The 25,979-nt window shown below is 65.8% G+C and carries 20 protein-coding genes and 1 pseudogene; 17 read left to right on the top strand and 4 right to left on the bottom strand.

Features of this window, described 5'->3' with window-relative positions; translation table 11 throughout:
• Positions 1–2: 2 nt before the first annotated feature.
• The 5 genes from ABDC78_RS28960 to ABDC78_RS28940 all read left to right on the top strand — a co-directional run bounded on the left by ABDC78_RS28960 (position 3) and on the right by ABDC78_RS28940 (position 5,138).
• Positions 3–2,378 carry a PEP/pyruvate-binding domain-containing protein gene (locus ABDC78_RS28960; protein WP_178357653.1) on the top strand — a complete coding sequence of 792 codons (2,376 nt, stop codon included), beginning with the start codon at positions 3–5 and terminating at the stop codon, positions 2,376–2,378.
• 142 nt (positions 2,379–2,520) lie between these two features.
• Positions 2,521–2,859, top strand: a complete 339-nt coding sequence (locus ABDC78_RS28955) for a hypothetical protein (RefSeq protein WP_178357652.1) — start codon at positions 2,521–2,523, stop codon at positions 2,857–2,859.
• A 131-nt stretch (positions 2,860–2,990) separates the two neighbouring features.
• Positions 2,991–3,227, top strand: coding sequence for a hypothetical protein (locus ABDC78_RS28950; RefSeq protein ID WP_178357651.1), 237 nt, complete (start codon positions 2,991–2,993; stop codon positions 3,225–3,227).
• 169 nt (positions 3,228–3,396) lie between these two features.
• Entirely contained in the window at positions 3,397–4,713 is a 1,317-nt protein-coding gene (locus ABDC78_RS28945; RefSeq protein ID WP_347133270.1) for an HNH endonuclease signature motif containing protein, read from the top strand.
• 194 nt (positions 4,714–4,907) lie between these two features.
• Positions 4,908–5,138 carry a hypothetical protein gene (locus ABDC78_RS28940; RefSeq protein WP_178358081.1) on the top strand — a complete coding sequence of 77 codons (231 nt, stop codon included), beginning with the start codon at positions 4,908–4,910 and terminating at the stop codon, positions 5,136–5,138.
• Between the two features lie 10 nt (positions 5,139–5,148).
• Here the strand turns inward: ABDC78_RS28940 and ABDC78_RS28935 are convergent, their stop codons facing one another.
• The gene (locus tag ABDC78_RS28935) at positions 5,149–6,132 is read right to left on the bottom strand and encodes an NAD(P)H-quinone oxidoreductase (protein WP_178358082.1); all 984 of its coding nucleotides are present in this window, start codon (positions 6,130–6,132) and stop codon (positions 5,149–5,151) included.
• 16 nt (positions 6,133–6,148) lie between these two features.
• Complete coding sequence (locus ABDC78_RS28930) at positions 6,149–6,706, bottom strand: hypothetical protein (protein ID WP_178358083.1); 558 nt, start codon at positions 6,704–6,706, stop codon at positions 6,149–6,151.
• Between the two features lie 308 nt (positions 6,707–7,014).
• On the opposite strand from ABDC78_RS28930, the gene ABDC78_RS28925 reads away from it, so the two are divergent.
• The 8 genes and pseudogenes from ABDC78_RS28925 (at position 7,015) to ABDC78_RS28890 (ending at position 19,777) form a co-directional block, all read left to right on the top strand.
• Positions 7,015–8,307 (top strand): cation:proton antiporter, encoded by a 1,293-nt coding sequence (locus ABDC78_RS28925; protein WP_178358084.1) that lies wholly within the window; start codon positions 7,015–7,017, stop codon positions 8,305–8,307.
• 92 nt (positions 8,308–8,399) lie between these two features.
• Positions 8,400–10,169 (top strand): lycopene cyclase family protein, encoded by a 1,770-nt coding sequence (locus ABDC78_RS28920; protein WP_178358085.1) that lies wholly within the window; start codon positions 8,400–8,402, stop codon positions 10,167–10,169.
• A 90-nt stretch (positions 10,170–10,259) separates the two neighbouring features.
• On the top strand, positions 10,260–15,803 hold the full coding sequence (locus ABDC78_RS28915) for a type I polyketide synthase (protein ID WP_178358086.1): 5,544 nt from the start codon (positions 10,260–10,262) through the stop codon (positions 15,801–15,803).
• Positions 15,800–16,651 (top strand): ABC transporter ATP-binding protein, encoded by an 852-nt coding sequence (locus ABDC78_RS28910; RefSeq protein WP_178358087.1) that lies wholly within the window; start codon positions 15,800–15,802, stop codon positions 16,649–16,651. The genes ABDC78_RS28915 and ABDC78_RS28910 overlap by 4 nt, the downstream gene beginning before the upstream one ends.
• Positions 16,651–17,508, top strand: a complete 858-nt coding sequence (locus tag ABDC78_RS28905; RefSeq protein ID WP_178358088.1) for an ABC transporter permease — start codon at positions 16,651–16,653, stop codon at positions 17,506–17,508. Before ABDC78_RS28910 ends, ABDC78_RS28905 begins: the two co-directional genes overlap by 1 nt.
• Before the next feature lie 157 nt (positions 17,509–17,665).
• Positions 17,666–19,156, top strand: a pseudogene (gene pknB, locus ABDC78_RS28900) (Stk1 family PASTA domain-containing Ser/Thr kinase); the annotation flags it as partial.
• An 80-nt stretch (positions 19,157–19,236) separates the two neighbouring features.
• The gene (locus ABDC78_RS28895; RefSeq protein ID WP_256735966.1) at positions 19,237–19,482 is read left to right on the top strand and encodes a hypothetical protein; all 246 of its coding nucleotides are present in this window, start codon (positions 19,237–19,239) and stop codon (positions 19,480–19,482) included.
• Between the two features lie 34 nt (positions 19,483–19,516).
• Positions 19,517–19,777, top strand: a complete 261-nt coding sequence (locus ABDC78_RS28890) for a GAF domain-containing protein (protein ID WP_347133269.1) — start codon at positions 19,517–19,519, stop codon at positions 19,775–19,777.
• Here ABDC78_RS28890 and ABDC78_RS28885 read toward each other — a convergent pair.
• Together ABDC78_RS28885 and ABDC78_RS28880 are read right to left on the bottom strand one after the other, a co-directional pair.
• Positions 19,770–20,801: a fused (3R)-hydroxyacyl-ACP dehydratase subunits HadA/HadB gene (locus tag ABDC78_RS28885; RefSeq protein WP_178358090.1), complete on the bottom strand. Its 1,032-nt coding sequence runs from the start codon at positions 20,799–20,801 to the stop codon at positions 19,770–19,772. The two genes, ABDC78_RS28890 and ABDC78_RS28885, sit on opposite strands and share 8 nt — an antisense overlap.
• Positions 20,802–20,929: 128 nt before the next feature.
• Positions 20,930–22,522, bottom strand: coding sequence for a DUF1214 domain-containing protein (locus tag ABDC78_RS28880; protein WP_347133268.1), 1,593 nt, complete (start codon positions 22,520–22,522; stop codon positions 20,930–20,932).
• A 163-nt stretch (positions 22,523–22,685) separates the two neighbouring features.
• On the opposite strand from ABDC78_RS28880, the gene ABDC78_RS28875 reads away from it, so the two are divergent.
• From ABDC78_RS28875 to ABDC78_RS28860, 4 genes are all read left to right on the top strand, one after another.
• The gene (locus ABDC78_RS28875) at positions 22,686–23,033 is read left to right on the top strand and encodes a hypothetical protein (protein ID WP_347133267.1); all 348 of its coding nucleotides are present in this window, start codon (positions 22,686–22,688) and stop codon (positions 23,031–23,033) included.
• Between the two features lie 111 nt (positions 23,034–23,144).
• Positions 23,145–24,056 carry an NAD(P)-dependent oxidoreductase gene (locus ABDC78_RS28870; RefSeq protein WP_178358091.1) on the top strand — a complete coding sequence of 304 codons (912 nt, stop codon included), beginning with the start codon at positions 23,145–23,147 and terminating at the stop codon, positions 24,054–24,056.
• Positions 24,057–24,191: 135 nt separating this feature from the next.
• Positions 24,192–24,902: a superoxide dismutase gene (locus tag ABDC78_RS28865; RefSeq protein ID WP_178358092.1), complete on the top strand. Its 711-nt coding sequence runs from the start codon at positions 24,192–24,194 to the stop codon at positions 24,900–24,902.
• A 73-nt stretch (positions 24,903–24,975) separates the two neighbouring features.
• Positions 24,976–25,968: a glycoside hydrolase family 6 protein gene (locus ABDC78_RS28860; protein WP_178358252.1), complete on the top strand. Its 993-nt coding sequence runs from the start codon at positions 24,976–24,978 to the stop codon at positions 25,966–25,968.
• Positions 25,969–25,979: the final 11 nt, after the last annotated feature.

Genomic DNA, 25,979 nt, shown 5'->3' with positions numbered 1-25,979 from the left:
CGATGCAGACCACACCGATCGAGTTCGCCGAGGTCGTCGACGACCGGTACGGCGGAAAGGCGCTGGGGCTGGCCGAGTTGACGCGGCTCGGTCTCTCCGTCCCCACGGGTTTCGTGATCGCTGAAGCCTCTTCGCTGCCACTCCCGGACGCGGTCACGGACCGCTTCGCCAGGGTGCAGTCGCCCGTGGCCGTCAGATCCTCGGCTACCGGAGAGGATGGCGCCGAGCAGTCGTTCGCGGGGCAGTACGACACCGTGCTCGGTGTCGATTCGGTGGAGGGGTTTGTGGCTGCCGTGCGACAGTGCGTCGACTCCACCGGGTCCGAACGCGCCTCCTCGTACGCCGGCCACGATGACGCGGGCGCTGCCGTCATGCATGTGGTCGTCCAACAGATGGTCGACGCGCGCGCGGCCGGAGTGGTGTTCACCGCAGATCCGACGACCGGTCGTCGGGATCTCATAGTGATCGATGCCGTCGCCGGACTGGGCGAGGCGCTCGTCGACGGATCCGCCGTCTCCGACCACCTCGTGCTGACGTCTGACGGCACCCGGGCCGTGTGCGAGGTCGGTGACGTTCCGGTGCTGTCCGATTCGGAGGTCTCCCAGATTCGCGCCGGAGCGCTGCACGCCGCGCAACACTGGGGCAGGCCGATGGATCTCGAATGGGCGATCGACAAGGCCGGGAAACTGTGGTGGTTGCAGGCCCGGCCGATCACCACACTGCCCGGGGATCTCAACGAAATGGACACCCCGGTGGCCGGCACCAGACATGTCTACACCCGCTGCAACATCGGCGAGATGATGCCGGGGGCATTCTGTCCGCTCACCGCGTCGGTGTCGGGACATGCGATCGACTATGCGATGCAGATGACCCAGGTGGTGGCTCGGGCGCAGGAACGCTACGACCGACAGTGGCTGCAAGTCGGCTACTTCTACGGGCACATGTTCCTGAACATGACCGAAGGGACGGCGCTGAGTTCGGGCATTCTCGGAAACTCGTTGGAGCAGTTCTCCATGTCGATCTGCGGTCGGGTGATCGACGAGCTCGAGGCCAAGCCCCCCAAACCCCTTGTGTCCAAACTGATCAACACGGTGCGGCTCACCTCGCATGCGCTGTCCGCCGGGCCGGCTATCCGACGGCTCGGCGAACGGATAGCCGCGTTCCCCATCCCCACCAGTCGCAACGCCGAACAAGTGCTGCAACAACTCGAGTCAGGCGTCGACTTGTATTGCTATGTCACGCTGGTCCACGTGCGGTCCTCCTCACGTGCCGCCGTGGGCGCGAATGTGCTGGAGAGCTATCTGGTGCGCAGCGCGGTCAAGAACGGTCGCGACGAGAGCGAGGGCCAGGCGGAGGCCGCTCGGCTCATGGCGGGTGCCGCTGACGTCGAGAGCGCCGTGATGGTCGACGAACTGTATGCGGTGGTAGGGGAGATCGCCGCCGATGACACCGCCGCGGATCAGTTCCTCTCTGCCGCACCGTCGGATGCGGTGACCCGTTTGCGGAACACCGACGGTCCTGGCGCAGAGCCGTTGCGGCAGTTTCTGATTCGACACGGACACCGCGGGTACCGGGAGCTGTGCATGCGTGACCCCGCATGGGCGCAAGACGCCGAGGGACTCGGATCGATGATGCAGGTCATGTTGCAGTCGGTCCGCGATTCCACCGGTGAGCGTCCGACTCGCACACGTGTGGAAACACCAGGTTCGAGGACCGTGAGATTGCTTGCGCGACTGGCACAAGGGGGAGCACGCGGGCGGGAGGAGACCAAGTCGAAGATGGCCCTGATGGCGCACCGACTCAAGCTCGGATACTGCCATCTGGGTGACGTGCTGGCCGACTCCGGGCGCCTCCCCGATGCCGATCTGGTCTTCTTCTTCGACCGCTCGGAATTGCCCCGTGTGGTGGGTGACGATGACATCGCAGCCCTCGTGCAGTCAGCGCAGCAGCGCCGCGATGCGCTGGCTTTCCAACAGGCACTGGAGTTCGAGGACGTCTCCGTCGGACGGCCCGCACCCATCGTGGCCCGGCCCGTCGGCGCTGTCACCGATGACCAGATCCAGGGCCGACCGGCGAGCCGGGGGATAGCGGAAGGCACTGTACGCGTGGCGAAGTCGATTCAGGACGCGCGCCAGGTGCAACGTGGCGAGATCCTCGTCGCACCCGTCACCGATGTGGGCTGGACACCGTACTTCACCGTGATCGCCGCACTGGTCACTGACATCGGCAGTTCGGTCTCGCACGGGGCGGTGGTGGCGCGGGAGTACGGGCTACCCTGCGTCGTCAACACGCTGGTGGCCACGCAGGTACTCAAGACAGGCGATCGCGTCAGGGTCGACGGCGACAGAGGAATGGTCACTCGACTGGCATCGCAGTAGCTGCGAGCGGCGCGGTCTGGGAGTTGTCCGAGTTGGAAGCTATTCAACCGCGGGGCCCCGATCCGATGGCATCGCCACTGCTGCGGGCGTCGGCCACACCATCGGCGATCTGCTGGAAGGATCCGAGCAGCTGGAACGCGAGATGTCCGCCGAAGATACGCTGCGCGAGTGGCTCTTTCGTCTCGCGTGGCGGCTGCGTATCTGGCACGGCCTGCCGAGTTGCATCGCCACCGCAATCGACGACAGCACACCTCCCGTGCAAGAGGTGTGTACCCACCTGACGAATCGAACCAGCGACTTCCTGGGTCGCGCGCAGGAAAAGGGCACGTCATCGACCTCGGTCGCGACGGAAAAGGTGTTCGAGCTCATCACGGCCGTGTCCTGGGCCGTCGACCGCTTCGGGGATGACCCCGAGCAGGCTCGTCAACGCGTGATGCTGGCTACCGCCGGTGTGTTCCACGTTGGTGGTCAGCAGAGCTGATCGCTGGGCACGAAGTGCAGCCACGGCCGCCGTGGCGTCGATGGAATCAACTCTCCGGATCTGCTGTTAGACGGGACATCGGTGGAACTTCCACCCGCGAAGCAGCTTTGAAGAGGGACGAGGCGATCTTGATGAAGAAGAACATGGGACTGGCTGGCATCGTCGCCGCCGCGTTGTTCGCAACCGTGATCGGTGTTGCAGGTCCTGCCCAGGCCGACAGGGATGGTTATGGGTTCAACGGTGGCGACGACGACTACGGCTACGGCTACAACTTCGGGTCGACGCGTGATCGCAGCAACAATCCCTGGCTGGATAAGCTTTACCCGTCAGTGAGGGTGCCGCAGGTTGACACCTCCGTGCGCAACTGAGCGGCAGTCGTGAGACGAGGGCGTCCGCATCTGCGGGCGCCCTCAATACTTCGGACTGGCACCTGCTGTTGGCGCGACAGACGATCGCGTCAGGGTCGACGGTGACCGAGGGCTGGTCACTCGACTCGGCTGACCCTCGCTTGTCAGACCCTTCTGTGATGATGGTGTCATGTCCTCGGCTGCACCGTGTTTCATCCCCAGCCCGCCCCGGGGGGCGCGGCTGGAGGTGCTGTTCGACGAGTTGTCTGAGTTGGCGGGTCAACGGAATGCGATCGACGGACGCATCGTCGATATCGTCGCCGAGATCGACCGCGACGGCTTATGGTCGACGACCGGCGCCAGAACGGTCACCGCGCTGGTGGCCTGGAAACTAGGCACCTCCCCGCACAACGCCGAAACCCTGGTCACCGTCGCCGAACGCGTCGAAACCTTCCCGCGCTGCCTCGACGCACTCCGCGAGGGCCGGTTCTCCCTGGATCAGGTCGGTGTCATCGCTGAGCGCGCCGCTGACGGCTCCGACGATCACTACGCGCTGCTGACTGAATCCGCGACGGTCTCCCAGTTGCGGATCGCGACGAAGGCTGAACCCCGCCCCAAGCCCGATCCTCAACCCGAATCTGAGTTCGATTCTGAGCCCGAACCGCAGCCCCCGCCCGAACCCGAACGCACGATCGCCAAAACCAGCGACCACACCCACACCACCTACCGGATCCGGCTCCCCCACGCCGAAGCGGCCACCGTCGACGCCGCCCTGGCCTCGCACCTCGATGGGTTGGTCGCCGACTGGAAAGCCGCCCACGGATCCGGTGACGACGACACCGGCGAAGCCGTCTCCGAGCAGGCGCCGCCGTTCCCGAGCACCATCGATGCGTTCATGAGCGTCATCCACGCCGGCTGGGACACCGAGGTCGCGCGGCGCCCGCACGGCCAGCGGACCACCGCGGTGATCCACGTCGACGCCGACTCCCACGTCGCCTCGCTGCACCTGGGACCGCTGCTGTCTGACGCCGACCGCCGATTCCTGCTCTGTGATGCCACCTGCGAAGTGTGGTTCGAGCGCCACGGACAGGTCCTCGGCGCCGGACGGGCCACCCGCACGGTGAACCGGCGGTTGCGCCGGGCGCTGGAGCACCGGGATCGCTGCTGTGTGGTCCCCGGCTGCGGGGCTACCCGCGGCCTGCACGCCCACCACTTGCGGCACTGGGAGGACGGCGGCCTCACCGAACTGTGCAACCTGGCGCTGGTCTGCCCGTACCACCATCGCGCCCATCACCGCGGGCTGATCACCATCACCGGCCCCGCCGACCACCTCGTCGTCACCGACCACACCGGCCAACCACTCACCAACCGATCGTTGGCCCGACCCCCCACCACACCCCCGCCAGCAGTGGACCCCTACCCCGGACCGACCGGCGAACGCGCCCAATGGAAGTGGTACCACCCCTACCAACCCGAGCCGCCGCCCGCCACTGACATAGCCAGTTAGTTCATTGGCCTAGTAGGCCTTGGCTTGTGCTTCGGCGAGCCGCTGATGCAGCCTGGCGCGACTGTCGTCCGGAGTGTAGGCAGTGCGGCGCCGCTGCGCCTGGACGGAATCAATGCCCGGGATCGCCTGTTACACGCGGTGTCGTCGGGACTTTCGCCCGTCGGCATAGCGGTAAGAGGGAAGAGGCGAGGTCGATGAAGAAGTTCGGATTGGTAGGCGTTGTAGCCGGAGCATTGTCCGTGGCCGTGATCGGGTTCTCCGCTCCGGCGCAGGCTGACGACAACGGGTACGTATTCGGTGGCAGCAACAACAGTGACTACGGCTTCGGATATGGCTACGGCCGTGATCACCGCAACAACCCCTGGCTGGACAAGATCTACCCGTCGGTGAAGGTGCCGCAGGTCGACACATCCGTGCGCAACTGATCGTCGCTGACTACCGGCGGTTGTCGAGGATGACCTTGCCGATGGTATTCCCGGACTCCAGCAGCCGATGGGCCTGTGCCGCTTCGGCCATCGGAACGACGGTGTCGATCACGACGCGGACCGAGCCGGATTCGAACAGGGGAAGGACATCGCGGGTGACCCCCGCGACGATCGCGGCCTTTTGATCGATCGGCCGAGCTCGCAGCATCGTCGCCGTAACGCTGGCGCGTTTGGACATCAACAATCCGAGGTCGAGCAGCGCGGGCGAGGTGTCGCCTCCGATGATCACCAGATGTCCGTCTGGTGCAAGACATTCGACGTTTCGCTCGAGATAGCTCGAGCCGACCACGTCCAAAACGGCGTCCACACCGCGCCCGTTGGTCGCTGCCACCGTAGCGGCAACAAAATCGCGGCTACGGTAGTTGATCGCCGTCTGGGCTCCTACGTCGAGTCCGGCACGCGCTTTGGCGTCGCTGCCGGCGGTGGTGATGACTTGTGCGCCGATAGCGGTAGCCCACTGGATCGCGAAAGTGCCAATGCCGCCTCCTGCGCCGTGGATCAATACAGCCTGGCCCTCGGTCAACCCCGCGATCATCGCGAGGTTGGAGTAGACGGTGGCGGCGACCTCAGGGATCGCGGCGGCCTCGACGATGCTGAGACCCGAGGGGATCGGCATGACCTGCGTGGCTGGGACCGCGACCTCGTCTGCGTACCCGCCACCGTCGAGCAGCGCGCACACCTGGTCACCGGGCGACCAGGCTGTGACCGCGGATCCGACGTCGGTGATAGTTCCGGCGCACTCCAACCCCAACGGGCGGGGTGCCCACGGCGGCACAGGGTAGTGACCGCGCCGCTGCATGAGGTCGGCATTGTTCACTCCGGCGGCCGATACTCCGATCACCACCTCGTGCGCGCGGGGAAAGACGGGATCAGTTGCGCGCCAGCGCAGAACTTCGGGAGGCCCTGGGTTGTCGAACAGCACTGCTGAGGTCATCGCAACGCCTCGCCGATCAGGCGATCACAGAGGATTGGGCCGTTGCCCAGCGGGCGATGCTCTGTGCGTACAGCGGCGTTTCGATACGGCAGTGACGGCCCGAGGCCTCCTGCCGTGCCGCCGCCGCCTCGTCGAATGTCTGACCGTTCTCGGCGATGAACTTCAGAAAGTGCTCAGTGGGGTGGGAGGTCACCGTGTTGGTGTACTGGCAATGATCTCCGTTGAGTTTCTCCATGCGGAGTTCCCAAATGACCTGCGTGGTAGTCCATCCCGACGGGGTGAGGATATCCGATAGGGACACCATCTTGCAGTAGTGGGACTCGGCGACTTCGAAACGATACTGCTGGATGACCAGGCCGGTGCCGATCATCTCGACGTTGATCGACATCGGCGTCCCGTCGTCGTCGACCGTGTATCCCGCGGCCTTGTGGTCCCCGGGGGCGCACCGTTGGTACTCGTGCGTCGGGAGGGTTCTGAGCCATTGCGTGATGTCGACCCGATCGAACGGCGCCTCCACCTCGGCAGTGACAACTGCGTGTGAGAGAACCAGGTCCTCGCGAACTGCGGTGCCCATGTCTTGCTCCTGTCGTAGACCGCGACTTCTATGATCGGCCCGCTGGATCAGATGGCACTGGTGGCGAGCCGACGCGACAAGAATGTCCGCGCACGGGTGGAGCTCACAATGACGCTGCCCTGACCGTGCAGGTGGTGCTAGCCCCCACACGTTCCTCAGCCGGAACCCGCAGACTTGCGGCCCCGACCCAAGCGTCATCAAATGACCACCCTCGGGGGTGCGCGTGCTCACCGCGCTGCCGGTTACATTACGAGCGTGCCGCAGCCCGAACCATTTCCACGATCATGCTGACGTGTGAAGCCTGAGCCATGCCCGCAGAGATAGCCGTACAGTTCTTCCTCGCGCTGGCCGTCATCCTCGGGACGTGCCGGCTTGCCGGGCTGGCCGCGCAACGCGTCGGTCAACCACAGGTCGTCGGCGAGATGATCGCCGGCGTTGTCCTCGGCCCCTCCCTGCTGGGGCGGATAGCGCCTGACCTGCAGGACGCGCTCTTCCCATCGGGTGCGTCGAACGTCGTGCTCTACACCACGGCGCAGATCGGCCTGGTGCTCTACATGTTCATCATCGGCCTCAACTTCGACGTCGGCCACATCAAACAGCGCGCAGGCACCACGGTTGCAGTCTCGGCGGCAGGAACCTTCGCTCCCATGGCCCTCGGGGCACTCGTCGCCGTGCCGATGCTGTCAGGCGGGGACTTCTTCGGCGCCGACGTCCCCCTCATTCTGGCGATGTTGTTCCTGGGCGCGGCCATCGCGATCACCGCGTTTCCCATGCTCGCCCGGATCATCTTCGAAAAGGGGCTCAGTGGAACACCTCTGGGCACCCTTGCACTGGCGTGTGGTGCCAGCGGCGATGCGATTGCCTGGTGTGTTCTGGCCGTCGTGTTGGCCGTGCACCAAGGTAGTCCGGCGACGGCGGTCATCGCGATCGGTGGCGGCCTTGTCTACACCTTGCTGCTGCTGACGATCGGAAGGCGCGCTCTGGGGGCGCTCGGCAGGGTGTCCGAAGAGCGCAAGGCCATCCCGCCGTCGGTATTGAGTGCGGTCCTGATGCTGCTGATGGTGTGCGCCTGGTACACGGAGACCATCGGAATCCACGCGATCTTCGGCGCATTCCTTCTGGGCGTCGCCATGCCATCCGGTTTCTTCGCCGCGCGCCTCACCGACACCATCGAACCCGTCACCACGACGTTCCTGTTGCCGTTGTTCTTCGTCTACTCAGGTCTCAACACACAAATCGGTTTGGTGAACACCCCGGCGCTCTGGGCCGTCACTGCGGGTTTACTCGTCGTCGCGATCGCAGGAAAGGGAGTCGCGTGCTCGGTAGCGGCCCGTTTGAGCAAATTACCGATGCGCGAATCCGTCGCGCTCGGTGCGTTGATGAATGCGCGCGGGCTGATCGAACTGATTCTGCTCAATATCGGACTTCAAGCAGGCATCATCACTCCGACATTGTTCACCATTCTGGTGTTGGTGGCCATTGCCACCACACTGATGGCTTCGCCGATATTCGAATTCGTCTACGGCCGCCACCGGGTGCCGACGAACCCGTCGTCGACGAGCGACGACGGGACGTCGCCCAGCGGCCTGCCACCCCGGTGAACCCCCCTTTTCCCCGCTGGAAGGGACCTCGCCGCGTGTAACGTTGCCCTCGCTGAGACACTCCTCCAGCCCATCGCCGGAAAGGGAAGCGCATGGACACGCGAGTGCAACTTTCGCAGCTTGACGCCGAGACGCGAGAGGCCTTGGCCCGCAGAATTCGGAGTCAGCTCGCGGCAACCGAGACACCGGGGACGAATCACGAGGTCGTGATCGTCGGCGGCGGCGCCGCGGCTCTCACCCTCGCCCTCGAGCTCCGCGGTGAGCGGCCGAGCACCAGGATTCTGATCATCGAACCGATCGCTCATCCGGTCCCGGAGATCACCCACACGGTCGGAGAATCGACGGTCGAAGTATCGGCGCACTACTTCCGGGAGCGGCTCGGTTTGGGCGACCACTTGAGCACGTCACACATTCGTAAGATGGGCTTGCGGATGTTCTTTTCACACGACGGAAACACCGACATCACCCATCGAATGGAAATCGGCGGTTCGCGCTTCGTGCCGCAGCCGACCTATCAAATCGATCGCGGCAGATTGGAAAACGAACTCACTCGCCGTTGCATTTCTGCCGGCGTAGATATAGCGACCGGTCGGGTGCGGTCAGTGGAATTCGGTAGCGGAAAAGAGCCGCACACCATTTCTTTCCAGAACGGTGACAAAATCACGCAAACGACGGCGCGGTGGGTGGTCGATGCGTCCGGCCGGAATCGTGTGCTGCCCCGGCAGTTGGACCTCAAGCGCTCCAACGAGCACCACTGCAATGCGGCGTGGCTACGTGTCGCCACGGAGATCGACATCGGTCGTTGGAGTGATGACCCCACATGGCAGCGACGCCTCGTCGAGGGCGAACGTGCGATGTCCACCAACCACCTGATGGGCGACGGCTACTGGGTCTGGCTCATCCGACTCGCTTCCGGTGCCACCAGCGTCGGGATCGTCGCCGATCCGGCGGTGCACCCGTTCGACACCTTCAACACACCTGACACCTTCAAGGCATGGCTTCGGGAGCACGAACCGCAGTGCGCCGCAGTGCTGGCCGAGCATGACCACCTGATCAGGGACTTCCGGGTCATGAAGAAGTACAGCCACGGCGTCACGAAGATATTCGACGGCAACGATCGATGGTGCCTGACCGGCGACGCCGGAGTTTTCCTGGACCCGCTGTACTCATCCGGGCTGGACCTGGTGGCGATCGGCAATGGCCTGATCACCGACATGATCACCCGCGATCTCGACGGCGAGGAAGTCGTCGCACGATCGCAGATCAGCGACACGCTGTTCCGCTCGCTCACCGACATGTGGCTCGCCATCTACCAGGACCAGTACAGGCTGATGGGCGCCCCGACCGTGATGTCGGCGAAGGTCGTCTGGGACATCGCGTTCTACTGGGGCTTTGTCGGTCTTCTCTACATGAACGACCGATTCGCGCGCGTCGCCGACGACCCCGAGTTCGTCCCCCACCTGGAAGGGCTCATCGCACTGAGCAATCGTGTCCAGCAGTTCTTCCGGGAGTGGGCGGCAGTGGAGGAGGGACCTTCTTCGGTTCCTTTCCTCGACCTGTACGCGCCACTGAATTTCATGGAGACGCTGCACATCGCGATGATGAAACCGACTCCGAACTTCAACGAGGTGTTCGAAACCAATGCGCAGCTGCTCCGTCAGCTTGCGGGTCAACTCGTCGACACCGTCCTCGCAGAGAAATCCTCGATGTTCGGCGACGACGGCGTCATGCGGCAGGTCCAGGCGTGGCAGCAGGATTCGCTTCTGCGCGAGATGCGTTCGGTCTATCGCCGTGAGCAGGAGATCAACCCCGTCAGCGACGGGTGGATCATCGCCACCGCGCCGGCACTGCAGTCGAGTTGACACCCGGCTTACCCGCGACGGTATCGATCGACGAATCAAGAACGGACTGCAGCCGGTGACCGATCCCGGTTGTGAGGGCAGAGGATGAACATGCTTCCTGAAGACAGCAATCACGCGCCGTTGGCGATCGTCGGCGTCGGATGTCGCTTCCCGGGAGGTGCCGACTCCGCGGAGAGCTTCTGGGACCTGCTGTGCAGCGAGACCGACGCCACCTGCGTCGTGCCCGAAACACGCTGGCACGCTGGGCGATACCACGATCCGAATCCGGCGAAGATCGGCAAGATCGTCACCCGCCGCGGCGGATTCCTCAGTGACGTCGATCAATTCGATCCGCAGTTCTTCGGCATCTCCCCGCGTGAGGCCCACACCCTCGACCCGCAGCAGCGTCTGCTGCTGCAGGCCACATGGGAGGCATTCGAGGACGCGGGCATTCCCGCCGACGGACTCGCGGGCACTGATGTCGGGGTGTTCGTCGGCGGCTTCACCCTGGACTATCAACTGCTGCAGAACCAGGGCCGCACCAGTCGTTACCGGTTCAAGTCGCATTCGGCGACCGGGATGATGATGACGATGCTGGCCAACCGGCTCTCGTATGCGTTCGACCTCCGCGGGCCCAGCATGACGATCGACACAGCGTGTTCCAGCTCGCTGGTGGCGGTACACCTTGCGGCGCAGAGCATCTGGAACGGCGAATGTGACCTCGCTCTGGCCGGCGGCGTGAACCTGATGCTCGGTCCGAACACCGCCATCGCCGAGTCGAGAAGCGGTTTCCTCAGCCCGGAGGGACGTTCCAAGGCCTTCGACGATTCCGCCGACGGCTACGCGCGCGGGGAAGGTGGCGCGATCGTCATCATCAAGCCGCTCGAGCAGGCACTGCGTGACGGCGACGAGATCTACGCGCAGATACTCGGCACAGCCGTGTCGCAGGACGGCCACACCGACGGCATCACGGTGCCCAGCGAGGACGCGCAACAAGCGGCGATCACGACAGCGCTCCGGCGTGCGGGTGTCGAGCCCGCCGAGGTCGGATACGTCGAAGCGCACGGCACCGGAACACCCGTCGGCGACCCCATCGAGATGCGGGCGCTGGCGACTGCGCTTGCACCGGGCCGGCCGGCGACGGACCCGCTTCTGATCGGATCGGTGAAAACGAACATCGGCCACCTCGAGGCCGGCGCCGGCGTGGCCGGTCTGATCAAGGCGGCGCTGGTGCTCAAGCACAGCTACATTCCCGCCAACCTCCATCTGAAGACACCGACTCGGCACGTCTCCCTCACCGAACTCAACATGGACATCGCTGGGACGGGACGGCCGTTTCCCGACAACGACCGACGAATCGCAGGGGTCAACTCCTTCGGGTTCGGCGGCACCAACGCCCACGTGGTGCTCGCCGAGCCTCCCGCGCCGATCGAGGCAACAGATGCCGAACAATCGCTCCCGCTTGCGGTACTGCCGATCTCGGCGCGCAGCGACGAAGCGCTGGTTGCGGTCGCCGGACGGTTGGCGCAACATCTGGCCACGCATCCTGACATCACGCTGTCGGATCTGAGCTACACCCTCGGCCGGCGACGCTCGCATCTGAATCACCGCCAGGCGCTGATCGCCGACAGCGTCACCGATGCGCAGGAGCAACTCCAGGCCCTCGCCGACGGCGCGCAGATAGCGGCGGTCCGCACCGGATCCGTCGCGCCCAAGCTCGCCTTCGTCTGCACCGGAATGGGCCCCCAGTGGTGGCGCATGTGCCGGGATCTGCTGGACACCTCGCCAGTTTTCGCCGACAGCATCACACGCAGCGACCGGGAGCTGTCCCGCTACGCGGACTGGTCTCTGCTCGACGAGCTCCGCCGCGATGAGAACAGTTCGCGCATGGGCGAAACGGAGATCGCGCAACCCGCCAACTTCGCCATCCAGATCGCACTGGCCGAGCAACTCGCGCAGTACGGGATCAGCCCGGATGCCGTCGTCGGCCACAGTGCCGGCGAAGTCGCCGCGCATCATCTGGCCGGGCTGCTCACCTTCGAGCAGGCGATCGAGGTGATCTACCACCGAAGCCGGCTGCAACAGCGCACCACCGGCCAGGGTCGGATGCTCGCCGTCGGCCTCAATGCCGAATCGCTGATGCGGGCGCTGGACGAGAAGGTGAGTGACGAGTTCGGGCAACGGGTTTCAGTTGCTGCGATCAACAGCCCGTCAGCGGTGACCGTCGCCGGGGACGGCGACGTCCTCGAGGACATCGCACGGCAGTTGGACGAAGCCGAGATCTTCAACCGGTATCTGTCCGGGAAGGTGCCCTACCACACCCACTACATGGACGCGGTGAAGGACGATCTCCTCAGTGCCTTCGAAGGCCTGTCGTCTGCCACCGCGGAGCTGCCGCTCTACTCGACGGTCACCGGCGAACGGTTGGACGGATACACCGCCGGCGCCGCCTACTGGTGGCAGAACACCCGCGCCACCGTGCTGTTCGAACCGGCGATCCGGCGAATGATCGACGACGGATACACCCACTTCGTCGAACTCGGGCCGCACCCCGTGCTCGCCGCGTCGATCTTCGAAACTGCTGGAACGCAGCGCGTTTCCGTCACCGCGACGCAACGTCGTGACCACGACGCGCGGCGGACACTGCTGAACTGCGTCGGCGCGCTGCACTGCCAGGGCCACGACGTCGCGTGGGACGCCGTGCAACCCGGCGTCGGTGGACGACTGCTCAAGCTCCCGTCGTACCCGTGGCAGACGAAGCGCTTCTGGAACGAAACCCAGGAAGCGACCGAGACGCTGTTCTACGACCCCGTGCACCCCCTGCTGGGGCAATCGGTGAGCGGCGTGCATCCCACCTGGGAAGCCGAACTGAGCACCGTACTCAACATATTTCTGGCCGATCACCTTATCCAGGGAAGTGTGGTCGTGCCGGGATCGGTGTACATCGAGATGGCCCTGGCCGCCGCCAAGGCGACCTACGGGTCCAATCACAGCGTCGACAACCTCGTTCTGCGTCGGGCCGTCATCCTCGACGACACCTGCGATCCCATTCTCAGGACCACACTCGACCAGGACGACGGCACGCTGGAGTTCGCTGCGTTCACGGCCACGGCCGACGGGGACCTGAAGTGGACCATCACAGCGACCGCGGAGCTCAACACGCTTCCGGCGGTACCGCGTCGCGATGACCCGTCCGGCAGTGAGGAGCAGGTCACCTCGCTCAGCGGCGATGATTTCTACGCCCGCACCGCGGCAATCGGATTCGACTACGGTGACGCATTCCGATCCGTCCGGAGCGTGACCGCCGGTGAGGACTGGGCGGAGGCCGAGATCGACGTGCCCGCCGTGATCGCCGACGAGCTCGACGACTTCAGCTTCCATCCGGCGCTCATCGACGGCGCCTTCCAGACGCTTTTCGGCGCACCGTTTCTCGGGGAGGGAAAGGGTGAGGACCCGTACCTGCCGACCCGGATCGGGCACTGCGCCGTGTACGGCCCGCCCGACAAGCGCATGACGGTTCGGGTCCACGTCCTCTCGGCGACCAGGGAGGAGATCAAGAGCGACATCACGATCTCCGACCAACTCGGTAACACCCTCGCCGTCCTGGACGGCTTCACGGTGCAGTCGCTGAGCGCGTCCTCGCGGATGTCGGCTGACCGAATCGACAAGGGTCTGTACGAGGTCCAGTGGTGTGAGATGGCCGATGAAGACTCGGACAGCGTGCGCGAGAACGTGGCCGAGGGATCCTCGTGGCTCGTTTTCGTCGACGCCTCGGGTACCGGCACGGCCGTCGCGGCCGAATTGCGCAGGCGCGGTCACCGTGTGCACACCGTCGGACAGCAGCGCGGTGCGGCGCTCGAAGAGGTCGACGGGGGCTACCTGATCGACCCACACGAACCCGACCAGGTTGGCCGGCTCGTCGCAGCACACCTCGCCGGCGTCGGCGACCTGGCGGGCGTGGTCAACTGCTGGCCACTGGACATGTCCTCCCAATCCGCCACCGAGCGCCCAGCCCTCGACGCTGCGAACCACCAGATCGGGACCTTCACGCTCCTGCGTCTGGTGAAAGCCCTGGCGGAGAACGGCGCCGTCAAGCCGCGGTTGTTCCTCATCACCGCCAACACGCAACCCGCACCCGGAAGCGAGGTGACCGAGGTCGACCAGGCCGCCGTCTGGGGGCTCGGCCGGGTCATCGGGCATCAGGAGTTCCCCGAACTGTGGGGCGGTCTCATCGACATCGACGGTGCCGGCACACCCGCCGGCAATGCCGCGCGTATCTGCCAGCATGTGCTCGACGGCGGCTCCGAAGACCAGATCGCGATCCGTGGCGACACGACGTACGTCCCGCGCCTGCGTCCGTGCGCCGGCCTGACCAAACCCTTTCCGACCAAGCTCACGCCCGACGCGACCTACGTCGTCACCGGTGGGGCCGGAGCGTTGGGCCGCGTCGTGGCGACCTACCTCGCGGAGCGGGGGGCGCGGCACATCACGCTGCTCGGCCGAACCGCCATCCCACCGAGGAGCAGTTGGTCGTCGATGACCGAACACGACAGCCACTTCGCGACGGTGTCGACGATTAGGGCGGTCGAGCGCCACGGTGTCGACATCTCCACCGCCAGTGTGGATATCACCGATTCGGCTGCGGTGGCGGACTGGCTGCGTGACCACATCCGCGACGGCGGACGGCCCGTCCGCGGAATCGTCCACGCCGCGGGAACGGTTTCCGACCAGCTTCTCGTCAACATGAGCGAAGACGACTTCGCCACGGTGTTGGCCCCGAAGGTCACCGGCACCCGCGTGTTGCACGACACGTTCGAAGACCTGGAGTTCTTCGTGATGTTCGGTTCCGCCGGGTCCACCATCGCCGCGCCCGGGCAGGGGAACTACGCGGCCGCCAACGCCGTCCTCGATGCGTTCGCGGCGTTCCGGCAGGCGCAGGGACTGCCCGCACTCACCATCGGGTGGGGACCTTGGTCGGTCGGAATGGTCGAAGAGCTCAAGCTCGAGAAGATCTACGCACAACGAGGAATCGAGCTGATCACACCCGCGGTGGGCGCACGCATCCTCGACCGGCTCATCAGTCAGAGAACACCCAGCGTCGTTGCCATCACCGCGGACTGGGGCCGGGCCCGCCAGGCCGGCCTCGGCGGGCGACTGCCGTCGATGTTCTCGCAACTCGAGGTGGCCGACACCGCTTCGCAGGCCGAGGGGCTGGACACCTCGATCCTCGATGTTCTGGCGGCGACAGCGGATGTCGACAGGCCGGCCGTCATCGCAGAACACGTCCGACGCATCGTTGCCGGAGTGTTCGACTGTGCGGTGGCCGACATCGAGCCCGACGACATGCTGGACGACATCGGCCTGGATTCGATGATGGCGATGGACTTCCGGGTCAGGATCAATACGATGTTCTCGATCGATCTACCGGTGCTCGAGATACTCCGAGGCGTCAGCGTGAACTCATTGTCCGATCGGGTGCTTGCCGAACTCGAGTTCATCCACAGCGATGCACCGCCTGCCACCGAGGAGCCGACGCCGCCACAAGTCCCCGGCGCCGACGCCGACGTGGCCCAATTGATCGACGACCTGTCGGATGCCGACCTGCGGGCGCTGCTGGCCGAACTCGAGGCGCAGACTGGCGAGCCCGAGCGGTGACGCAGCCGAATCAATCGTCGGCAGTACAGGTTCGGGGGTTGTCGAAGTCCTACGGGCAGCTTCAGGCGGTGCACGATCTGGATCTCGACGTCGGCTACGGCGAGATCTTCGCCATCCTGGGACCCAATGGGGCGGGCAAGTCGACCACGATCGAGATCCTCGAAGGCAACCGTAAACGCGACTCCGGACAGGTGCGGGTGCTGGGTGAAGACCCGGGTACCGCCGACCGCAATTGGCGGGCCAGAATCGGCATCGTCCTGCAGGAGGTCAGCGACGCCGGAATGCTCACCGTGCTCGAGACCGTGCAGATGTTCACCAGGTGCTACGGCACCGCTCGAGGTACCGGGGAGATTCTCGACCTGGTCGGACTCGCCTCGGTCGCCGGCTCGAGGGTGCGGACACTGTCCGGTGGCCAGCGTCGCCGACTCGATGTCGCCCTCGGCATCATCGGCATGCCGGAACTGCTGTTCCTGGACGAACCCACGACGGGGTTCGACCCTGAGGCCAGACGCCAGTTCTGGGAGCTGATCAGGGTCCTGGCTGCCGACGGCACGACGATCCTGCTGACGACCCACTATCTGGAGGAAGCCGCGGCGCTGGCCGACCGGGTGGCGGTCATCGCCGGCGGCAAGGTGGTGGCGATGGATTCGCCGACACGGTTGACCGAGCACGTCAACACCTCCGCGACGGTCCGGTGGATGGTGGGCGACGAGGTCCATGTGGAACACACCGACTACCCGACCGAGTTGATCAGGCAACGGAGCGCGGATGGCACCGAGCTGGCACAGCTCACCGTGACGCGGCCGACGCTCGAAGACGCCTATCTGCACCTGATCGGACTGGCCTGATGTCCGTCGGCCACTCGGAGAAGTCATCGTCGGCCCGGCACCGCGCCGACGGTGTGCGATCCCCGATTCCCTCCGCCGTGCGCATCGGGTTGTCGCGAGTCGTTCCCGAGTTGAAGATGTTCTACCGCCGGCCCGAACAGATGGTTCTGACGTTCGCGATGCCGGCGGTGATCTGCCTGCTGCTGGGTTCGATCTTCTCGCAGAAACTGCCGAACAGCGATATCAGCACCGGCGCCGTGATCGCTGCGAGCATGCTCGCCTACGGAATCCTGTCGACATCCTTCATCAACCTCGGTATCAGCGTCGCCGCGGACCGTGACACCGGTGCCCTGAGACGCCTCCGCGGGACGCCGACAACCGCGTCGTCGTACTTCATCGGCAAGATCGCGCTGGTCGGGATCGTCAGTCTCGCCGAGGCCGTCCTGCTGCTGCTCGTCGGTGTGTTCGTTTTCGGACTTCGTTTGCCCACAGACGTTTTCGGATGGTTCACGTTGACGTGGGTCTTCGTTCTGGGCATCGTCAGCTGTTCCCTGCTGGGCATCCTGATCAGCAACTTCGCGAGCAACGCCGTGTCCGCGGCGGTACTGACCAACGGTCCCGCCGTGGGCCTGCAGTTCCTGTCGGGTACCTACGTGCCGATCATGGTCTTGCCGACGTGGATGCTGATCGTCGGTTCGCTCTTCCCCGTCAAGTGGATGGCGCAGGGGTTCCGCTCGGTGCTCCTGCCGCCTGAGATGGTCGTGCTCGAACCGGCGGGCAGTTGGGAGCACTGGCGAATCTTCCTGGTGCTGATGGTGTGGACGGTCGGCGGACTGATCGGCTGTCTCGCCGTGTTCCGGTGGTCGGACCGGGACTGATCAAGACGCTGGCGTCGCCGGTCCGGCTGATCCCCGATCGGTCTTTGGCCGGGGCACCTGCAACGTGCCAGGATTGTCAGGTGGCCTCACCAAGGACAACCTGCCTTGGGAGCCGAGTGTCGAGCGAACCTGGGGCAGGACACGTCGGGATTCGGCAGTGAGCACGCCGCGCGTCCTCGCCGATCGCTACGAACTGCGCGAGATCGTGGGAATCGGCGGCATGTCCGAAGTTCATCTGGCCCGTGACCTGCGACTGAATCGCGACGTGGCGGTCAAGGTGCTGCACGCGGATCTGGCCAGAGATCCCAGCCTCAACGCGCGATTCCGGCGGGAGGCACAGAAGACGGCGGGACTGAACCACGCCGCGATCGTTGCGGTGTACGACAGCGGCGAGGTGGAGACGTCCACAGGGCAGCTCCTGTACATCGTGATGGAGTACGTCGAGGGTCTGACGTTGCGGGATACCGTGCGTGCCCGGGGAGCCATGACCCCGCGGCGGGCGATCGGGGTCGCCGCGGATGTCTGCGAAGCGCTGGAGTTCAGCCACCGGCACGGGATCGTCCACCGCGACGTCAAGCCCGCCAACATTCTGATCAGTGAGGCCGGAGCAGTGAAGGTGGTGGACTTCGGCATCGCCCGAGCACTCGCCGACAGCGACAACAGCGTCACCCGGACCGGGGCGGTGATGGGCACCGCCCACTATCTGTCCCCCGAACAAGCCCGTGGTGGCGATGTCGACGCCCGCTCCGACGTCTACTCACTCGGGTGTGTGCTGTACGAATTGGCCACCGGCGAAACGCCTTTCGCTGGTGATCTGCCCGTCGCGATCGCCTACCAGCACGTCCGCGAGGACCCGGATCTGCCGTCCAGCCGCGACGGTCGACTGACACCGGATTTTGACGCCGTGGTGTTGAAGGCGATGGCCAAAGATCCCGCCGATCGGTACCAGTCGGCCGCGGAGATGCGCGTCGACCTGATCCGCCTTCAGAATGGCGATCCGCCGTTCGCTGCCGCGCAGGGGACTGCCGCTGAACTCACGTCGCCGTTGTCCTTGGCCGGGCCGGATCGCCCGACCTCACCGAACGAGCAGGTCCCGACGCATCCGTCGCGGCGGAGTGGTTCGTCGAGGTCACGGAAGTTGATTGCTTTCGGTGCGCTCGCAGTGCTAGCGGTGGTGCTGGCCGTCGCGGTCAACCTGGCCGGACGTGGCCCTGGCAGTGCTCCGCTTCCGGACGTGCGTGGTCAGGCCCTGACCGACGCGGTCGCGGCCTTGCACGAATCCGGCGTCAGCACCCGTGTGCAGGAACAGGAGCATCCGACGGTGCCGAGCGACCACGTGATCGATACCGACCCCGCGGCGGACACCGCAGTGGGGTCCGGCGACGAGATCACCGTCAACGTGTCCACAGGCCCCGCACGGAACACCCCCGACGCCGAGAAGCCGGCGCTACGAGTGGTTCCTGATGTGACGTCGCTGACCTATGCCGAAGCGGTTCGGGTGCTGATCGACGCGGGCTTCCTGCAGTTCCAGCAGGCGTCGTTACCGTCACCCCCCGAGCTCGAGGATCGTGTGGTGGGCACCAATCCATTTGCCGGGCGAACCGTCGAGGTCACCGCCCAGATCACGGTCGTGATGGGCTCAGGTCCCGTGCCCGACAACCCGTGACGTCCAGTAGTCCGTCATGCTCGAACCAGCGGGCAGCCGGCCGCGACTGGAAGAATGAACCGATGACTGAACACGACCGTGACGACTCGGACCCCACCGTCGACGAGACCCGGGCGCCGGCACCGCACCGACCGGACGCCACCGAGGGACTGGCTTCGGTGACCCCCGAGCTCGAGCGACTGGCGCGCCAGCTCAACGTGAAGTCGGTGCTGGTGATGCGCTCCGAACCGGACTCGATGGTCGTGGCCGCCACCGGCGGTGAGGCCACCAAGCACTACACCGTGGGCGGCGGGAAAGAAAGCCGGTGACGACCAGGACCGGAAACCGCTGTACTGCGAACGGGTGGTGAACTCCGACGAGGCGCTGTTCGTGCGGGATTCGCGCACCGACGCTGTGTTCGCCGGAAACGAGGACGAGACCGAGTTCGGACTGCACAACTACCTCGGCCTACCCGTCCACGACGCCGACGGCAACGTGGTGGGCACGGTGTGCGCACTCGATGACACGGCCCGCGACTACTCCGCCGACGAGCAGCAGAAGCTCGCGCAACTGCGGTCCGACGTCGAGGCGATCGTTCGTCAGAACCCCGGCGCACTCAGCTGAAGCGGACGTTCATCGTCGCCAGCCCGAAGATCTTCTTGCCGTCGGACTTCGCGGCGATGACAACGACGCCGCTGCGGGTCGCCGGGTCCAATGACTTGATCCGGCCGCTGAACTCGATGTCGGTTCCTTCGGTGGCGGACACGATCGCCGGCGCAGACAGCCGCACCGCGTAACGGGTGACCGCCCCGGGGTCACCCGACCACCCGGAGGCGAACCCGGCGCCCAGACCCATGGTGAGCATTCCGTGGGCGATCACGTCGGGCAGCCCGGCCAGCTTGGCGATGTCCTCGTCCCAGTGGATCGGATTGGCGTCACCCGCAACGCCGGCGTAGTTGACGAGGTCGCCCCGCGACAGTCGCGTGTGCCGCACCGGAAGTTCGTCACCGACGTTGACGTCCTCGAACGACGGGGTTCCCGGAGTGCGGGTGGTGCCCCCCTCGGCGATGCGCACCTCGCCCTCCGGACGCACCGTCTTGTGGTATTCGGTGTCGAACGTGCCGATACCGGAGAAGTCGACGTCATGCATCATCGCGTTCTGCACGGCGGTCTTGATCGTCGGATCAAGATCCTCGGCGGTGACGCCGACGACAGTGGTGTGCAGCGTGTGCACCCTCTCGCCGGCGGCGTCGGTGAAGGTGTTGGTCACGGTGATCATGTCCCTGCCGGCGATCCTGCGAACCGACGTCAGTTCGACGTCGACGTGCAGTTCGTCTCCCGCGACGATCGGACGGTGTTGTTCGAAGACCTCCTCGGTCTGCAGGTAGGTGTCGTAACCGATGACCACTGATTCGAACATGCGGCGATTGCAGGACATGCCCGGCGCGGAGGTGAACGTCAACGGTGCCACCAGACCGGAGTAGCCCAGCGCGGCGGCGGCGTCGACATCCCAGTGCGCGGGGTGATAGTCCTGCACGGCGCGGGCGTACTCACGCACCTTCTCGCGGCCGACGAGGTAGGTGTCGTCCATCTGGTAGTAGTGGCCGACCCGCGCCTCGAGTGCCGGTGCGTCTGCTGATGCGGTCATGACTGTGCTCGACTTTCCTGGCCTCTCGTTCGCTGAGGCCGACCGAAGCACACTAACGCGCGCACCCCGTCGCACCGCACACCGACCTTTGACCTCGAATCCGAGACAGCCGGCCGGAGACGTCCGGTTCAGACCTGGGGATAGGGCGCCCAACGCTTGTCGAAGCCGGCTTTGCGTGTCGCCAGCTGTACCGCCCGCTCCGCGGCCGTGACGTAGATCGTGCCCGCGGGCAGATGTTCGTCGAGTTCTTCGAGTTTGACCACGACCGATTGCACACCCGGTGCGTCGCTGGACTCCGGGTCGAGGTTCTGGAACCGCATCGAGATGATGCCCTGGTTCAGCCCGCCGGTCGAAATCCAGTTGGCCACACCGGGATCGGTCACCGAGACGACCATGGTGTAGGTGCCGTCCGGGTTGGCGACGGCCTGGTCGTCGTTCAGGCTCGTCTGCTGGTTCCAGTAGTCGTCGGTGATCGTCCAGTCGTTGTAGACCGGAACGGTGAAGAACCCGGCGTTGCCCGGGTCGATCGTCAGCACCAGGGCCTCGTCATCGGCCAGTTGGAAGTAGCCATTGCTCTGCAGCTGGTTGGCGAGGAACTCGGCGTTGCTGGCCGGCTGAGTCATCACGTTGGGGGCCCGGAGCTCACCGGTGTCGGGATCGGTCGTCGCCAACGCCATGTACTTGGCCTGCTCCGCGCCTCTGACCACCAGTAGCAGCGCGGTCAGCGTGCCCCGGACGAAACGTGATTCGGCGATGCCCAGCGGCGGTATCAGCGACACCAGCGACGTCAACAGCGGACTGTCGTTGACCAGCCCGCCCAGCAGAACGAACCCCCCGAGTTGAGCGAACAGACTGTTGCGGGGACCGCTGACACGGTGCACCGCCAACCCCATCGGATCCTCGACTGTCCAGTCGCCCAACGTGTCTCGGGCTGCGATCAGGGTGGACTTGGAGGTCAGCTGCAGGTGGTTCCGCTGGCCGGGCGCGGCGGGGGCACCGCTGACGGTGATCACGAACGTGCCGTCGTCGTCGACGTCCAGGTCGCTCAGGGTCAGGATCGTCGACGTCGTGCCGGCGGTTCCCTCGAGCACGCTGAACGTGGTGTCCGCGGGGATCCCGTCGTACAGGCGGCCGGTGATCACATATTCCGACGTCTTGTTGACGGGCATGAAGCGGTAGATCGTATCGGGGTTGTCGTAGAGCAGACGTGAGCCGCCGACATCGATCCCGTACCAGCTGTGCGGCGGCGCGACCTGGGTGACGACGGCCGGATCCATGGGATTGAGGATCTGCTGCTGGAACGCTGCGGCGAGCGCGTACTCGTCGACGGCCCGGTCCAGCGCGTCCAGGTTCGCGGCGTCGGGACCGCCGACAAGGGCGAACTGTTCTTTGGCGGCGGCCAGGAAACCAATCCGGAGAACAAGTTTCATGAAGGCCACCGGTAGCGAGTTGGCGGTCTGCATGGCGATCTTCTCGCGGGCGATCTGTTCGGGTGTGCCCAGTGGGCTCACCTGGTTTGTCAGAGCGCTGCTGTTGATGCTCACGGTGGCCTGAGGCTGCGCAACCGCGGTGTTGGCCTCGACGCCGACCTCCCGCCGCGTCGCCGCCGCCATCGCCCATTCGGCCGGTGACGCGAGCGGGGCCTCGGCGGGGTCCTCCGGGGCCGACCGCGCGGAGGACTCGACGATCTGCACCTCGGCGACCGGCACTTGTGTGGTCACGGAGCCCTCGTCCTCCGGTGCGTCAGGGGGTTCGGTCGAGGTGTTGTTGTCGGACTCGTCGTCAGCGGATTCCGACTCCGCGGCTTCGTCAGGATCGCCCGCAGGCTCGCTGCGCTTTCCGGGGCGGGGGCTCTCGGCGGCCTCCCTGTCCGAGGTCTGGGCCGTGTCGTCTGAATCGGTCGTCGACGATGACGACGCTGAAGAAGTCCTGGACTTTCTTCCGGTGGACTCAGTCGCCGAGTCTGACGACGAACTCGACGACGAACTCGAGGACGACGAACTCGTAGACGACGAACCCGCGGACGAGTCGTCGCTGTCTGCGTGCGCGGACGGCATGGCAAGTGCCGCACCGACGCCGAGGAAGACCGCGAGCGCGCCGACCCGCCCGATGAACCTGCCGGACCCGGCGGTGCCCCCGGTTCCGGACGTCAGCGCCTCGGTCTCGCGGGTCGGTGAGCGCATCGAGTCTCCTCAAAGTGTGTTCTACATCACTCCAACCCGTCAGGTTTAGCAGGCGGGGCAGCCCGACCGCAACAGCTTCGTGAATGCGTCTCATTCAGAAGACAATCAGGCGCCCGGTGTCTCACCGGGGAAGTTCACGCGTAGCTGGCATGGTGGGCAGATGGTCGCCGATCACCTCTCACCCGTCGTCGTCACCGGAGCGAACGGTTTTGTCGGTGCGCGTACCTGCGCCGCGTTGGTGGAACGCGCGGTCGCAGTGCGCGCTGTCGTACGCCGCGCGGGCACCGCACCGAACCTCAGCGGTGTCGAGGAGTGGGTGGGGAGCTTCGGTGACCCGGACTTCGCCGCTGTCGTGGTCGTCGGGGCCGGCGCCGTCGTCACGACCGTGCATCCGATGGGCTCTGATCGGCAGAACCAGCATCGAGTGGCCGTCGACGGCACCCCGGTGATGGCGCGGGCGGCCCGGGCCGCCGGCGTCGACCGTCTGGTTCACATGTCGACCGCCGCCGTCTACGACCGGTCGCCCGGCGTCGGTGAGGTCGACGAGTCAGCGGCGCTGGTGGACGACGATGCGGGCGACTATGCCGTCACCAAACGCGACACCGACGCCGCCCTCGCCGCGCTCGACGATCTGACCCGCGTCCTGGTGCGGCCGCCGGCCATCCTCGGCCCCGGCGAGACCTCGATCTGGAACTCGCTTCGCCCGCGCGAGATGGCGACAACCGAGTCCGCACGCCACGCCGTCCCGGGAAAGACATTCGCGTGGGTGCACGTCGACGATCTCGCGGCCCTACTCGCCGATCTCGCGACAGGGCGGATCAAGACGTCCACCGACCCTGAACGAGGTCCGCTCGAGAGCGGTTGCACGGTGGTCAGCGCCGCCGATGGGCCGGCGACGCAGCGCGACTACTTCGGGGCCGTGGCCGACGCGTTGGGGATCGACATCGTGTGGGAGCAGCAACCTGCATGGACCGGCCAGATCGTCGCTGACCGTGCGCGCCGCTGGGGTTGGACCCCGAGAGTCGGGCTCACGCGGGCGCTCGCCGAATTGCGGGACGGACTACAGGCCTGACCGGCCGGCGACTGATCTTTGAACACCTGATCGAACCGCCCGGTGCGGTACAGATGTTTGCCTGCGCAAACGAGTGGATATGCACCTGCGAAGTCCCTGTGAGGGACCCGAAGCCCGTGATTGGAGATCCGCAGAATGCGCCGTCACCTCGTCCTGTTGGCCGCCGCCGTCGCCCTGATCGTCCCGGGGGCGGCAGCCACGCACGCGGCGGCACCCGCTGCTGCGCAATCGGCGTTCACCCTGCCGCCTCTGCCTTACGCACCTGGCGCGCTGGAGCCGGTGATCGACACCGAGACCATGACCATCCACCACGACAGGCATCACCAGGCCTACGTGGACGCACTCAACGCGGCGGTGGCTGCCGACCCTGCGCTGCAAGGAGTTCCGTTGGAGCAGTTGGTCGCCACGGCGGGCACGATGCCCGCAGCGGTTCGCAACAACGCAGGCGGGCACTGGAATCACAGTTTCTTCTGGACGACGATGACCTCGCCCGGCACTGTCGGTGGGCCGTCGCCGGAACTGCAGGCTGCCATCGACCAGGAGTTCGGGTCGATGGAGGCCTTCAGGTCGGTGTTCAACGAGGCGGGTACCAAGCGCTTCGGCTCCGGATGGGCGTGGTTGATCGTCGAGCCGAACGGCGAACTCGCTGTCACGTCGACTCCCAACCAGGACAACCCGCTGATGGACGTCGCCGAAGTCAGAGGAATCCCCTTGCTCGGTAACGACGTTTGGGAGCACGCGTACTACCTGAAGCACCAGAACCGCCGGGGCGACTACCTCAACGCGTGGTGGCAGGTGGTCGATTGGGACGAGGTCTCCGCCCGTTACGCCGCTGCCACGGCCTGATTCGAACCCCACCATCGCGAGTGCCGAGCGCGATTGGCGCTTATCGCGGAGCGCTACTAACTTCCCAGGGGTGATGTCCTCAATAGCCGGCGCTGTCGCACGGTGGGTCGCTCCTGTCATGACGGTCGCCGTCGTCGTCGGAATGGGCGTCGCCGCCGCCCCACTGCATACTGGTTCAGGTCCGGCAGTGCGCCTCGCCAGCGAGGCGAACCCGCTGGTCGGCCTGCCCTTCTACGTCAACCCGAACTCGAAGGGCACACGCGCGGCGGCCGGCGATCCGAACCCGCTGCTGGCGGCTGTCGTCAACACGCCGACCGCGTACTGGATGGACCACCTCTCCACCCCGTCCGTGGACGCGAAGTACATCGCCGACGCGCAGGCCGCCGGCACCATGCCGATTCTTGCGCTCTACGGGATAACCAATCGCGACTGCGGCAGCTACGCCGCAGGTGGGTTCGGGTCGGCCGGGGCCTACCGAAGCTGGATCGACGGAGTCGCCGCCGCCATCGGTTCAGGACCGGCGGCGATCATCCTCGAGCCCGACGCGCTCGCCATGGCCGACTGCCTGTCGGACGCCCAGCAGCAGGAGCGCTATGACCTCATCGGGTACGCCGTCGACACGCTGACCCGCAATCCAGCCACCGCCGTGTACGTCGACGCCGGTCATCCCCGCTGGGTGGCCGCCGACGTGATGGCCGATCGGCTGAACCGGGTCGGCGTCGCGAAGGCCCGCGGCTTCAGCCTCAACACCGCGAACTTCTTCACCACCGACGAGAACTTCGGCTACGGCGGCGCGATCTCGGGAATGACGGGCGGCAAGCCGTTCGTCATCGACACCTCGCGCAACGGCGCCGGGCCGGTGGAGAACGATGAGCTGTACTGGTGCAATCCCAGCGGCCGCGCACTCGGCGTCGCGCCCACCACGGCGACCGGCAACCCTCAGGTCGACGCCTTCCTGTGGGTCAAGCGACCCGGTGAGTCCGACGGTTCCTGCCGAGGCGCGCCGAGTGCGGGGACCTTCGTCAACCAGTACGCCATCGATCTGGCCACCCGCGCCGGCTGGTAGGGGCCACAGAG

The sequence above is a fragment of the Mycobacterium sp. DL genome (assembly GCF_039729195.1).
Lineage (GTDB): Bacteria > Actinomycetota > Actinomycetes > Mycobacteriales > Mycobacteriaceae > Mycobacterium > Mycobacterium hippocampi_A.
The sequence above is the reverse complement of the archived record's forward strand: the minus strand, read 5'-3'. Positions and strand labels throughout refer to the sequence as shown.